Origin of the sequence: Methylomonas stagni, assembly GCF_050154735.1 — a bacterium.
Taxonomy (GTDB): domain Bacteria; phylum Pseudomonadota; class Gammaproteobacteria; order Methylococcales; family Methylomonadaceae; genus Methylomonas; species Methylomonas koyamae_A.
The window spans coordinates 1,191,598-1,204,997 of sequence record NZ_CP189557.1 but is presented as its reverse complement, the minus strand read 5'-3'; the positions used below and the strand labels follow the sequence as shown (position 1 = coordinate 1,204,997).

Below are 13,400 nucleotides of genomic sequence, written 5' to 3'. Positions count from 1 at the left end.
CATAGCCTTGCGCACAAGTAAATTAGAGTCGCGCGCAAGCTTATTTGGCTTGCGGGCAAGGTTTTTTTCGTTGCGCGCAAGCCAAATATGCTTGTGGTTGGACTTTAAAGCCTTGCGCTCAAGGCTTTTAGGCTTACGCCCATAGAAAATTGCCTTGCCCGCAAAGTCATTTACCTTGCGGACAAGGCTTGGAACCTTGCGAGTGGTGCGAATAAGCTTGCGGGGGTAGCGGCAAAGCTTGCGAGCCTTGCCTTTATCTATTCCGCTATGGGCTGGAGCTTGGTTGGTGTGCCGGAAGGCCGAGCCGGGCGGCTGACCTACTTATCATGTTTAGCCGACAGGCTGGCCGGCTTAGGTTTTTGGCTTGGCGCCGCGGTTAAATCGAACCGACATGGCCTGCCGTAGCGTTTCCAATCCCGCGCCTTTACCGGCGATTTTCAACGAGGCATAAGCATCCAGACTAAAACTATAAATATCGCTGCCCAGCGCCATGTCGGTATCTTCGGCTCTGCTCAATAAATCGCGCAGCCGATGCAGGCGAGGGCGGAGTCTATCGAGCGTCGCCAGATCGGCTTCCGCCGAGGCGGTATCCAGACCGGGCGGAATGGCGGACGTATTTTGGCTGGACACCGTCAGCGTCTGACGGCAGAATGCTTCGGTTTTATCGCCCATCTTGGGGATGGCGCGACGCTCTTCCGGGGTTAAGACCAGAAAGCCGGCGAAGCGGTCTTCCAATGTCTTCAGGGCGGCGTCTATATCCGCGAGATCGTTGTCGGAAAGGCTTAAAGAAATCAGATGCTGGTTCATGTCGGGCTCCTTTTGGCGTGGCTGATACGGCGGACGATGGAGCAGTGCGCAGATGAAAAGCGTAGGCTAAATTCAGAAACACGCGTTACATTGTTTACTAGAGCACTAACAGGCGTTGGATGGCATCCGAGTGCCAAGCGCTGGCTGGCAACCGGCGTTATTCGAACAAGACTATAGGCAAGGGATGCGCGCTAACCACCATTCGTTGTTACGGAGCCTGCGATTGTTGAAATCGGGCGGCGGTAGCCGACTAAAATGGGCTTATAAACCGTTGAAATAGGCCGCCGCCGATCGGCGAAGCTCGGCCATTACATGAGCCGCGATTATCATCCAATCTCAATCGATCAGGTGACCTGCGGCTCAGTTGACGGTTAGGTCTTTGGCGAGCAAAATGGCAGCGTTAATGCGTGGTGACTGGCGATATTCCGTCAATATTCTGGGTTGATATGTTCTTCGAGTATGGGGGGCGGTATCGCGCAATATTTGAATATGTCAAAGCAGAGAGCGCCAAAGGGTAGATGGTGAATACCCCAATGCCGTTATTGACGAATATACTCTGGCCTGATGAAATTAAAATAACGTTATTGAGCACTGGAATAGTCATAGTATGAACGAGCTGATTGAGAGCCGAATTACTCACAACCCGCTGCAATGCGGTGGCAAGCCTTGTATTCGCGGTATGAGAATACGGGTCAGTGACATCTTGCAAATGCTGGCGGAGGGCGTCAGCAATGAGACCATTCTGCAAGACTACCCGGACCTAGAACTCGCTGACATCCAGGCCTGTCTTTTCTACGCGGCCCGACGAGCCAACCTTGAACGACTGGTCGCATGATTTTTTGGGTTGACGCCCAACTACCGCCTAATCTGGCCGAGTGGCTACGCTGGACATTCAAGGTTGAGGCGTACGCCCTACGTGAACTGGGGTTGCGCGATGCCGACGATCTGGAGATTTTCGAGCGCGCTCGGCAAGAGGGTATCGTTTTAATCAGCAAGGACAGTGATTTTGTAGAATTACTATTGCGTCAACCACCCCCACCGCAATTACTTTGGGTCACCTGCGGTAATACGACTAATCAGCGGTTACAAGCATTGTTCAACGAAGTTTTTCCACAAGCCCTGCAATTGTTGGTTGAAGGTCATGCGATTGTGGAATTGGCTGATAAGTCCTGAAGTTATATTGGTTTTATGAATGCTCGGTATCGGCTAAAAGCCAACAAAATGTTGATTGCTGCTGTATTCCGCGTGTTTGAGCAGTTGCCGCACTTCGGCCGTCGTCAACACCACCGGCAATCTGCGCGGCTTTTTCGAGCGATCAAAGCCATCCAACCAAGGCCATTGCACCGCTAGCACGTCGCGATACAAAAACAGAATGGCCGACAAAGCCTGATTTTGCGTGGAACTGGAGACATGCCGCTCGGTTGCCAGATAGGTCAAGAACCGTTCGACTTCGGCCGCGCCCATCTCCGTCGGATGACGCTTGGCGTTAAACAAAATAAATTGCTTAGTTCAGGACACTTAGGTACCCTCGGTATTCAGACTGTAGTGCTTGAAACGAATTTTATCGCGTACCTGATCCAGTCGTTTTTTTAGCGGTGCCGATGTCGTATTTGTTTCCATAACATGTCCCGTTAGCCCGAGCGAATTCTTTCACAAACAATAACTTGCCATCATGAAAAATGGATTATACGACATTATGCCCTGGATTATAGGACAAGCGATGTCGTATACATTACGTTATGGCTTTATATGAGTTACGTCCGAAAAAACCTATGGACTTATGTTGTAGCACTTGTGCTAACTGAGTCGGTTATATTTTTATTTTGGTACCAACTTGGTAAGACCGAATGTGTCGGCAGGCATTGTTTGGGTTACGGGCCTCTACTCGTTATTTATTCATTATTTTTGTTTGTTTATTCGGTATTGTATTGCTTTTGTCATTCAAGAAAGGCAGTCTCAGCTCAATCTATTAGCTATCTTAGCCTCGTTAAGAGTCCGTTGGCCAAATCTCTATTAATAATATTCTTATGGCTTCCTATTTCTTACTTTTGGCAAAACCCAAATATATTTGCTGGCCCACCATTCGAGGTCTGGTTGTTCGGTACTTTTATAGTGCTTAGTTTTCTGGTGGTAGTATTGTTGTTCAAGTCTATATGGTTTTTCGCAATAAAAATTCCATAACATGGCGCTCAAACCGACTCGCTTCCGCTATGCTCCAGCGGTCTGCTTAGCTCTACGTTAAATGCCGAAGGAGTTTCGTGGATATTTTTAACAATCGAGAAGTTGCAAAAGGGTTATGGCTGTTAGCGATTTCAGTTTATGTCTTTCTGTCTCCCAAGATGGTTGAGGCCAGAAGCTCGTTTAGACACTTATTGTCCGCATTCTTTGTAAAACAGATTATGTCAATACTCGGCTTGATGGTCGTGTATATGGCTCTTGTTGTTTACTTCCTATCTGAAATGGATTTATGGAATGCTGAGCAGATCAAAAACACCGTATTTTGGTGTGGATCCGTGGGTTTTATGTCTCTTTTTAAGATTGAATCGATTAAAAAAGATAAAAGCTTCTTTAAACACTCAGTAATTGATAATTTGAAGTTATTGGCAATTCTTCAATTTGTAGTTGGTGTGTACACTTTTCCAAGTTGGATTGAGCTTTTGCTAGCCCGCGTAGCTCCGATTAGCGATAGCGTAATCGGAGGGATGTTGACCTCGAAATGTGCGATTACGCAAGCTAATCGCACCTACATTTTCAATGGCAGCTCGGTAGGTCATGCAGTCGAGTCTCTCCGACCACACCATCAAACGCGGCGGACATTTCCGCGATCGACGGCCGATACGCTCGGCTCATTCCGGTTCATCGGAATTTAATCCTTCGTTCAGCTTCAATTTAACTCGCTTGTTGTAGGGTTTTATAGGTTTCGGGCAACTCGGTTGGGGAAACAGCCATGCGAGCGTCGTCTTGCAAGAAGCATTTTTCGCCGGATTTAAGTTCGCTAACGATATCGGTGTACCGCGCGGAGTTTCGAGTTCGATTTGGAAGATATGTGCATCGCCGACGTTAGCGATACCGTAACCGAGCCGGTTAATCGGGCGGAGAACGGACCGAAAGTCGCTGTCTAGGTCCGGTTTTAAAGATCAAGAGACTCGTTTAAGAGTCCATCATTTGTCACTTAGGCTTCGCGGCCGGAGGTCACCATGGATATTCGTTACGTTAGTTTAAATGTGTTGCTGATGCTGGTCGGCTGTATGCTGGCCGGGCGCGTGAGCGCATTGGACATTTCGTCGGCCGCGTTAAGCTTGAGCGCCGGGCAATCGAGCGTGGTTTCGATTGACGAGCGGCGCGGCAAAGTGACGGTTAAATCGAGCAATGCTTCGATTGCCAGCGCCAAATATGGCGATGAGCGCATCAACATTAAAGCGCGTAAGGCGGGCAACGCGACGATTACCGTCAAGGACGGCAACGGCGCGCAATCGATAGCCGTCACGGTATCCGCCGCGCCGGTATTGACCATATCGCCCAGCGAGCTGGAAATTGGAGTCGGCGACACCGCGACGATCAACGTCGCCAATCCGAACGGGAAGGTGAGCGTCAAGTCGTCCAAGGCCGCTGTCGCCAGCGCGGTTTACGGCAACGCTGTCGTCACGGTCAAAGGCTTGAAGACCGGCGACACTACGGTAACCGTCAAGGATGCCAAATCCAATAAAAAGGCCAAGATTAAGGTGGTGTCGCGGTCTAGCAGTTCGTTAAGCGTCAGTCCCGGCAATATATCGCTGAATGTCGGTGCCACCGCCAATATCACGGTCGGCAATGCCAGCGGTAACGTCAGTGCTGTAACCGGGGATGCTTCGGTCGCCGGCGTTAGTTACAGCAACGGTATCGCGGTGGTAACCGGGGTGAAGGCCGGCGCCACCACGATCACGATTCGGGATAGCAAGACCGAGAAATCGGTCGCGGTGACCGTATTGAATGCCACGGTCTCGGGCGAGTATTCGCTGATGGCCTGGAACGATTTGGGCATGCACTGCATGGACGGCACCGACTTCTCGGTGTTTTCCATCCTGCCGCCTTACAATACGCTCCATGCGCAACTCAAGAATAAAAGCGGTAAGTTGGTGAGCACCAATGTCACGCTGACCTACCAAGCGGTTGCCGATACCAGCGGTTCTATCAATACCAGCAGTGCCGACAAAACCAACTTTTGGTCATGGGTGGACGACTTGTTCGGCCTAAGTCCGGCGGAGAATGTGGGTGTGAACCTGGACGGCCTGGCTAGCGGTACGCCGATGGCGGGTAATAAAACGCCTTCGTTGACGCCAGCGCCGATGACCTACAACGCCGCCTACGCTTGGTTCGAGGCCGAGGGTATTCCGGTGACGCCGTTCGACGATGCCGGAAATAAAAACTTTTATCCGACCGTCAAGGTGGTCGCCAAGGATACGGCAAGCGGCAAGGTTCTGGCCACGACGACGACGACGTTACCGGTCAGCGACGAAATGACTTGCAAAGGTTGCCACGCATCGACCGACGCCGGCGATCCGGCGCGTAGCAATGCCAAACCCGCCGGCGGCTGGGTTTTCGACAACGATGTCGAGAAAGACTGGAAACGCAATATTCTGAAGTTACACGATGATCGGCATAAAACCGGCGCGGCGTTTCAAGCCGCTGCCGTCCAAGTTGGCTATTCCGCCAGCGGCTTGTTGCCTCAGGTGGACGATAATCACAAACCGGTGTTGTGCGTGGCTTGTCATGCCAGCAATGCCTATTTCGACAAGGAAAACAAAGTCAGCGTGATGGGCGGCGTTCCGGGTATTGCGCCGTTTACCCAAGCTCTGCATCTCAAGCATGCCGGCGATTCGGTACTCGATCCGCTCAGCCAAACGCCGCTGAACAGCATCGCGAATCGCGAATCTTGTTATCAATGCCACCCCGGTTCGAAAACTCAATGTCTACGTGGCGCGATGGGTAAAGCCGTCGATAGCAGCGGTAATTCGCTGATGAGCTGTCAAAGTTGCCACGGCGATCTGAAAGCGGTAGGTAGCAGCGCAAGACAAGGTTGGTTCGAGGAGCCCACTTGCGAGTCCTGCCATAACAATGCCGCAACCGGCAGACGGGCTACGATCGGCGTTGACGCCAACGGCAAGGTCATTGTGCCGGCCGACCACACGTTTGCGACGAATGCCAATACGCCGGTGCCGGGTCTGAATCTGTATCGGTTCAGCAAGGGTCACGGCGGCTTGCAGTGCGAGGCATGCCACGGCGCCACTCATGCGGAGTATCCGTCCAGTCACACCGACGAAAATCTGCAAAGCATCGCTTTGCAAGGCCATGCCGGTCCCATTGCCGAATGCAGCGCTTGTCATACCACGGTGCCGAATACGGCGAACGGCGGTCCGCACGGTATGCACACCATCGGCAATGCTTGGGTCAATCAGCACGAAGATGCCGGCAAAAGCGGTTGCAGCTATTGTCACGGCACGACCAGTGCCGGGACGCCGCTGAGCGAAGTCAAGGTGGCTAAAACCATTAACGCGGGCGAGTTTGGCACTAAAAATTGGCCGGCCGGTTATCGGGTCAGTTGTTATAGCTGTCACAACGGTCCGAATCCCTAGGGTGCTGCTGGCGTCGCGGAGGCCGGCCGGGGTGACGGCCGGCCTCCAATAGTATCGACTACGGCATCCGGTAGCACCAATGCCAAGGTTCGTAGATATATCCGTAGCGATTGCCGCGCGGGAACGACAGCGTGAATCCAAATCGGCCGGCGTGCTTGGACAGCCAGGCGAAGGCGGCGGTGTTTTCGAAGTCTTCGTCCAGGCCGGGGCAGCCGGGCGTGCCAACGTCTACCGCGCAGCCGCTATGGTGCTCGCTATAACCGGGTGGGGCCAATATTTTAAGAACGACTTCCAGCGTCCGACTTTGCGCTAACTGGCGGCGGATCAGTTGCGCTTGAAAATCCAGCCCTCGAAAGCCGGATAGCAATCTTAGTTCCACGCCATCATCGGTCGCGGCCGTTTGCAGGATCGTCCAGGCCGCGGCGGCCTCCGGGCCTAATTGAAACGGCTTGGCGGCGCCAGGCGACATCACATCCACCAAGCGCTCCGGTTCTCGCCACAACTGCAGCCCGCGCGTGTCGGGCAAGTCAGCGGGAATGCCCAGCTCTAAAAAAATCGCCCTAACACGGCTGATGTAGGGGTCGGTCGAGTCGTCTTCCATGTTCGATAGTTGCCGGGATTTAGCCTAAATGTTGAGTCGTTGTAGTGCTTGGGCTGGGGCGCGGCCTTGATGGCTAGTCGAGGTAACCGTAGCCGATAATTCTTCGAACGGATACCCCCAAATCTCCCCTCCGGTTTGTGATCGAGCTTGCCCAACCCGAACAGCAATGGGCCGAAAATACTCATCGGACTGCCATGTTTATTGGTATGGCGCTACCGACGCATGTCTGGCCGGTAGCTGTGCCGTTAAAATCAGACCTCCGCGCCGTTCAACCAGGTGTCGTGCTTGTTGCATACGCTGAGCGCGTAGAGCGCGCCGCTGTAGCCTTCCAGCGGAAAGGTCGATACCGGCACCGTGTCCTTGGCCGGATCCAGCATGTGTTCGGCGAGGAATTTAAAGTTTTTGTCGAGCAGTATGTGTTTGACGATGTAGTGCTCGTAACCCTTCATTTCGTGCGGCGTGGTGACTTTAACCAGCGTTTTGCCGCCTTCCTTGCTGATTTCGATGACGGGTAGGTGGGTAGCGGCTTTGCCGGCCCAACGACCTTGCGACTCTTGGGTGTAGAACAGCTCGCCCTGCGGCGTGGGTAGTTTGGTTTCGGCGTGACCTAGCGCGGGGACGGCGAGGCCGGCGACCGAAGCGGCGGTACTCAGTTTTAGAAAATCGCGACGTTCCATAGTGGGCTTCCTGTGTGAGTGGCTGAGTGAAATGTCGGTGAGAACCGACGGAGATACAACGATAATCGATAAAGTCGAAGCGGTAAAACGGATTTAGCCTGCCTCCACCGATGCGCCGCGCAAGCGACCGTACGACCAGTAGGCCGCGCATGCGCCTTCCGACGACACCATACACGACCCCATCGGGTTCTCGGGCGTGCAGACGGTGCCAAGCAGTTTACAATCTTGCGGTTTTTTGGCGCCGCGCAGGATTGCCGGGCATTCGCAGCCCTTGACGTCGCTGGCGCGAATTTCCGGTATCGGGTAGCGGCGCTCGGCGTCGAAATCGGCATATTCGGCGCGGATTTGCAAGGCGCTGTCGGCGATCAATCCCAGGCCGCGCCATTCGAAGGTCGCGCGCGGCTCGAACACTTCGGCGCTCAAGATTTGCGCCTTGAGGTTCCCGTCGCGGCTGACGGCTCGGCTATATTCGTTTTCGACGGTGTGTTGGCCGGCATTAAGTTGGCGGATCAGCATCAGCGCCGATTGCATCACGTCGAGAGGCTCGAAGCCGGCGATTACAATCGGTTTATCGTATTGCTCGGCAAAGACCTCGTAAGGCCGGCTACCGATCACGCTACTGACGTGCGAAGGGCCGAGAAAGGCATCGATCGCCACCGGCTGCGGCGCGTCCAAAATCGCCCGCATCGCCGCCGGCGTCAGCACGTGGTTACAGAACACCGAGAAATTGGCTAGGCCCTCGGCCCGCGCTTGTTGGATCGCGACCGCGGTCGGCGGCGTGGTGGTCTCGAAGCCGATCGCAAAAAACACCACCGGCCGGCGCGGATTCTCCCGAGCGATTCGCAACGCATCTTGCGTCGAATACACCATCCGGATATCGCCGCCGGCGGCTTTGGCTTTCAGCAGGCTGTTATGGCCGCTGGCCGGCACGCGCATTAAGTCGGCGTAGGTGCAAAGGATGACATCGTGTTGTTCGACCAACTGAATGGCGTTATCGATACGGCCGGTTGGCAGTACGCAAACCGGGCAACCCGGACCGTGCACGAACTCGACGTTGGCGGGCATCAAATCTTGAACGCCGTAACGAAAAATGGCGTGGGTATGGCCCCCGCAAAATTCCATCAATCGGTAATGCCGCCCTGGATCGACGGTTGCGGCAATCGCACCGGCCAATTGCTTGGCCAAGTCTTGTTGGCGGAATTCGTCGATGTATTTCATGACGCGGTCAGACCAGCCTCGGCAAATAATGCCAATGTTTTCAGAGCCTCCGCTTCGTCTATCTTATTAAGCGCATAGCCGACATGTACCAACACGTAATCGCCGACTACAACGTCGTCTACCAAGGCCAGCGACACTTCCACTTTGACGCCGTCCACGGATGCCGTTGCCATCTGTTGATCGGATTGGATTTCTATGATCTGGGCGGGTAGAGCTAGGCACATGGTGAGTTTGAACGACAGACTAGTTAAAAAAATATAGCCGGCTAGAGCGGCTATTTGCAACGGGTATTTTGCCGACAATCGCCGGAATTAGCGAGTAACGCGATATAAGAATTCATCGAGTTTTCGGCCGCAAGGGTTTGTGTTGGCGCGAGCTACTGGCAAAAAGTTCCGTACTTTCATCTGATTTTAATCTTGAAAGTGAATTAATACCTTGATATTGCGACTCATATCACACTATGATCGGTCAACAACAATAATTCACCAAATCCGGATCCACTATGCGTGCTTTGATTTTGCTAATCATGGCCTTATTCGCGGGAGAAAGTTATTCCGAGACTGAAATTGCCGGCGCCGAATGCGAAGAGGCACGGGCGGCTCGCTTAGTTTCGTTGCAAGGGTCGGTTTCGGTCGAGTTCAATCACCGATGGCGCGCCGCCGTATTGGACGAGCGCCTGTGCGAGGGTAGTCGGGTCAAGGTCGAGGCGAATAGCCGTGTTTCTCTACAACTCCCCAATGACGAAATCTTACGCCTGGATAAAGAGACGGTTCTGTCCTTAAACGGTATCAGTCAGGATCAACCGACGGTATTGGATTTGGTGAAAGGCTTTGTCCATTTTCTGAGTCGTACGCCCAAACGACTGACCGTGACCACGCCGATCGCCAATGCCGGTCCGGAAGGCACCGAGTTCGCGTTGCGTGTCGACGACACCCAAGCCGCGCTCTGGGTTTACGAAGGCGGCGTCCGCTTTTTTAACGCTCAAGGCAGCGTCAGTTTACAGCCGGGTCAAAGCGCCGAAGCCGGCCTGGGCCAGGCACCTCGCGCGGTCATCGACTTGCGGCCCGCCGACGCTGTCAGCTGGGCGCTCTATTACCCGCCGCTGGTCTCGGCCAATGCGTCGTCGCTGTCTCCGTCATTGCAGTCGGCGTTGCTGGATTATCGGCAAGGCCGCATCGACGCCGCCTTAAAAAACCTGGACGCGTTGCCGGAGAGTCGGGACAGCTTGAAAATTAGGGCAGCGTTGCGCCTGATCGTCGGCCGGGTTGAGGCGGCCAAGCAGGATGTCGCGGCCTTGTTGGCGGCCGATCCGAACGATGCCGATGCGCTGGCCTTGCAATCGGTGGCTGCGTTGACCCTGAATGCCAAGGACGACGCATTGGCACTGGCGCGGCGCGCGGTGGCTGCAAGTCCGCAATCCGTACCGGCCCAGAGCGCGCTGTCTTATGCCGAACAGAGCCGCTTCGAACTGAGCAACGCCTTGCAAGCCGCCGTGCGCGCCACCGAATTGGCGCCGGAAGATGCGTTGGCGTGGGCGCGCCGCGCCGAACTGGAAATGGCCAATGGCTTGACCGACGCAAGTCTGGCTTCGGCGCAAAAGGCGTCCGCACTGGACCCGAACCTGGAGCGCACTCAAAGCGTGATCGGTTTTGCCGAACTGGCGCGCGTCAACATCGATGCCGCTAGGCAGCACTTCGAGAATGCGGTGAAGTTGGATTCGACGGCGCCATTGGCTCGTCTGGGGCTGGGCTTGGCGAAGATTCGAGCCGGCGAACTGGAAGAAGGCCGCGCGGACCTGGAGATCGCCGCGACGCTGGACCCCGGCAATTCGCTGATCCGCAGCTATCTCGGCAAAGCCTATTACGAAGAACGCCGCGATCCGCTGGCCCGCGATCAGTTCGATTTGGCCAAACAGCGCGATCCCAAAGACCCGACGCCTTACTTCTACGACGCAATTCGCAAGCAAACCACCAATCGTCCGGTAGAAGCCTTGCACGACATGCAGCAAGCGATTGAGCTGAATGACAATCGGGCGGTGTATCGGTCGGAGTTGCAGTTGGACCAGGATTCCGCGGCGCGAACGGCAAATATGGCAAGGATCTACAACGATTTGGGGTTTGGTAGGGTAGCCCTGAAAGAGGCATGGAAGTCGCTTGCAAGTGATGCGACAAATCCTTCGGCGCATCGATTTTTATCTGATACCTACCGCGAACCTCGCTTCCGAGTTGCTAGAGCCAGCGAATTGTTACAAGCCCAGTTATTGCAACCCATCAACATTACCCCGGTACAGCCGCAATTGACCGATGAAAACATCGGTTTTTTGAATAACACCGGGTCGGGGTCTATATCGAACAATGAATACGATCCTCTATATACCTCAAATGGGGCTCATTTAGTCCTTAACGGTGCATACGGCAGTAGAAACACCAAATCCGATACGGCGGTGGTATCTGGTGTTTACGATCATTTGTCGATGAGTTTCGGGCAATTCCATTATCAGACCGATGGATTCAGGGAAAATGACGATTATCGGCAAGATGTATATGACGTCTTTGCCCAATACGCTTTAACCGAGCGATTTAATATCCAGTTAGAGCTGAAGAGCGAAGACATTCGTTCTGGCGATGTGCCGTTGCGATTAGACGGTTATCATGCCCAAAATCTAAGGCAAGCGATTGAGCAAGATACGGCCAGAGTGGGCGCGCATTATAAAATTGATAACAAGCAAGACCTCGTATTCTCGTCTTTTTACACCACGAGAAACGATGTCTCGACTGATTTTGCCTTTGTGCAGGGTGCCACGCCGTCGACCAGCTTTAACAAGTCAACTTTCGTGGGTTCCGAGAACAACAATTTTCAGACCGAGTTTCAATATCTATACAATGCGCAAAAGCTCGATATTCTGTCAGGTGTCGGCTATTTGGCTTCGCAGTCCGATGATCTGATTAAAAGTTTATCAAGGCGCGCGGTGTTCCCTTTTGATGTAAGACGAAATAAAAGGTTTACCTATTTTATTCCTGGGCAGAGTGCCGAAAGTTATTTTAATTGGTACGGCTATTCGAAGCAGCGGCTTTTACCCGGTGTATTGTCCACGCTTGGTCTGAGTTTGGACTTATATAGGGACACGCATGTTGAGCTGCATCAGCTAAACCCGAAGTTCGGTTTGACGTGGGAGCCAATCAACGACTTGCTATTGCGAGGAGCATTTTTTAGAACGCTCAAAAGACCTCTCGCCGCAAATCAAACTATCGAACCTACCCAGGTTGCTGGCTTTAATCAATTCTACGATGGTATTAATGGAAGCTCGGCGTGGCAATATTCGGTTGGATTGGATTACAAGTTCAACCGTTTTGTATATGCCGGTGGAGAGGCGATCTGGCGGGATATTTCGCAAATTCAGTCGTCATTTTCAAGCAATGTTTTTACTCGGCAAAATCGAGACGAGCAATCGTATATAGCTTACGTGTATGCCACGCCCACGGATATGCTTTCGTTAAAAGCGGAATATCGATATTTGCGTTTTGATTCAAGTTTTATTGTCAACCAAAGCGTCTCTTCGGATCCAAGTGCTGTTGCCACTCATCAGGTACCGATTTCTTTAAACATTTATCATCCTAACGGTATATACGGCCGTTTTACCGCCACTTGGGTAAACCAGCAAGTGAATTATGTGACCGATCTTGACATCGCGCCGGCAGGCACATCGCCGATTACTAAGAAGTATGAGGATTTTTGGACATTTGATGCATCGGTCGGATTTAGAATGCCGAAACGCCTTGGAACGGTAAGTTTCGAAGTAAGAAACCTATTCGATAACAGGTTCGGATTTCAGAGTGAGTTCGATGCCAGTGGTCCTCAGCTCAGCGCCTTTATCCCCGAACGGCAAATGTTTGCTAAATTGACACTATTTTATTGATTTTAACTGAGATGGAATGGAGAGTAATAATGAAAAATAGAAATTTAATGTTTGGAGCTTTTCTTGTCATTAGCCTTGTTTCGCTAGCTTCGTGCTCGATGAGCGAGAGGATTGCTAGCCTGACTAAGAAAAATGTGCCGATGGCAAGCGGCGTCGATTTTAAATCCAACCGCTTTGTGGTAGTAAATTCCTTGGACGGTAAGGAAGTAGCCTCTTGTGGAGATAGTGAAATACCTTCAGGTCGCGACGCTTACAAGAATAATGAAAGCGGTAAAGGTGACAGTTGCGGTGTTAAAATCATCCAAGTCGATGACGCTGTATTAAACGCATTGAAAGTTACCGCACCAGTTGAAGGGCGCATATCAAAAGACGGAAAAGAAGTAAATGCTAAGTTTTTCGTATCGGTTTTAGCTATCTACGAAGGTTCCGTGTGTACTGTTTATTACAATAATGGAAAAAAATATAAAGTATGCGTTCCTGAAGACTCAGCTGAGTGGTAGACGTATTTATCTCTGATTGGTACACGATTTTTCGTTTACTGTTATTTAGGAGGTGGTTAGTTTGTAACG

The 13,400-nt window shown here is 52.6% G+C and carries 12 protein-coding genes; 6 read left to right on the top strand and 6 right to left on the bottom strand.

The annotated features are described in order from the left end of the window. Positions 1-351: 351 nt before the first annotated feature. Positions 352-807, bottom strand: a complete 456-nt coding sequence (locus ACP4CD_RS05650) for a hypothetical protein (RefSeq protein ID WP_396642261.1) — start codon at positions 805-807, stop codon at positions 352-354. A 607-nt stretch (positions 808-1,414) separates the two neighbouring features. Here ACP4CD_RS05650 and ACP4CD_RS05645 point away from each other — a divergent pair. Together ACP4CD_RS05645 and ACP4CD_RS05640 are read left to right on the top strand one after the other, a co-directional pair. Further along, a complete protein-coding gene (locus ACP4CD_RS05645) occupies positions 1,415-1,642 on the top strand; it encodes a DUF433 domain-containing protein (protein ID WP_064027060.1) in 228 nt (75 codons plus the stop codon). Further along, positions 1,639-1,980: a DUF5615 family PIN-like protein gene (locus ACP4CD_RS05640; protein WP_426993876.1), complete on the top strand. Its 342-nt coding sequence runs from the start codon at positions 1,639-1,641 to the stop codon at positions 1,978-1,980. The genes ACP4CD_RS05645 and ACP4CD_RS05640 overlap by 4 nt, the downstream gene beginning before the upstream one ends. A gap of 33 nt (positions 1,981-2,013) precedes the next feature. On the opposite strand, the gene ACP4CD_RS05635 is transcribed toward ACP4CD_RS05640, so the two are convergent. Continuing rightward, positions 2,014-2,301 (bottom strand): phage integrase N-terminal SAM-like domain-containing protein, encoded by a 288-nt coding sequence (locus ACP4CD_RS05635; RefSeq protein ID WP_426993875.1) that lies wholly within the window; start codon positions 2,299-2,301, stop codon positions 2,014-2,016. Positions 2,302-3,065: 764 nt separating this feature from the next. Here ACP4CD_RS05635 and ACP4CD_RS05630 point away from each other — a divergent pair. Continuing rightward, positions 3,066-3,677 (top strand): hypothetical protein, encoded by a 612-nt coding sequence (locus tag ACP4CD_RS05630; RefSeq protein ID WP_426993874.1) that lies wholly within the window; start codon positions 3,066-3,068, stop codon positions 3,675-3,677. A 327-nt stretch (positions 3,678-4,004) separates the two neighbouring features. Further along, positions 4,005-6,419, top strand: coding sequence for an Ig-like domain-containing protein (locus ACP4CD_RS05625; protein ID WP_426993873.1), 2,415 nt, complete (start codon positions 4,005-4,007; stop codon positions 6,417-6,419). Positions 6,420-6,477: 58 nt separating this feature from the next. Here ACP4CD_RS05625 and ACP4CD_RS05620 read toward each other — a convergent pair whose 3' ends face one another. From ACP4CD_RS05620 to ACP4CD_RS05605, 4 genes are all read right to left on the bottom strand, one after another. Continuing rightward, positions 6,478-7,020, bottom strand: coding sequence for a M15 family metallopeptidase (locus ACP4CD_RS05620; RefSeq protein WP_426993872.1), 543 nt, complete (start codon positions 7,018-7,020; stop codon positions 6,478-6,480). Positions 7,021-7,271: 251 nt separating this feature from the next. Further along, positions 7,272-7,697: a desulfoferrodoxin family protein gene (locus ACP4CD_RS05615; protein WP_064027310.1), complete on the bottom strand. Its 426-nt coding sequence runs from the start codon at positions 7,695-7,697 to the stop codon at positions 7,272-7,274. 93 nt (positions 7,698-7,790) lie between these two features. Next, positions 7,791-8,915, bottom strand: coding sequence for a hydrogenase formation protein HypD (hypD, locus tag ACP4CD_RS05610; protein ID WP_426993871.1), 1,125 nt, complete (start codon positions 8,913-8,915; stop codon positions 7,791-7,793). Continuing rightward, complete coding sequence (locus ACP4CD_RS05605; protein ID WP_064027318.1) at positions 8,912-9,139, bottom strand: HypC/HybG/HupF family hydrogenase formation chaperone; 228 nt, start codon at positions 9,137-9,139, stop codon at positions 8,912-8,914. The genes hypD and ACP4CD_RS05605 overlap by 4 nt, the downstream gene beginning before the upstream one ends. A 278-nt stretch (positions 9,140-9,417) precedes the next feature. Between ACP4CD_RS05605 and ACP4CD_RS05600 the strand changes: the two genes are divergently transcribed. Both ACP4CD_RS05600 and ACP4CD_RS05595 read left to right on the top strand, forming a co-directional pair. Next, entirely contained in the window at positions 9,418-12,831 is a 3,414-nt protein-coding gene (locus ACP4CD_RS05600) for a tetratricopeptide repeat protein (protein WP_071159396.1), read from the top strand. Positions 12,832-12,860: 29 nt separating this feature from the next. Next, the gene (locus ACP4CD_RS05595) at positions 12,861-13,331 is read left to right on the top strand and encodes a hypothetical protein (protein WP_139306288.1); all 471 of its coding nucleotides are present in this window, start codon (positions 12,861-12,863) and stop codon (positions 13,329-13,331) included. The last annotated feature ends 69 nt before the right edge of the window (positions 13,332-13,400 follow it).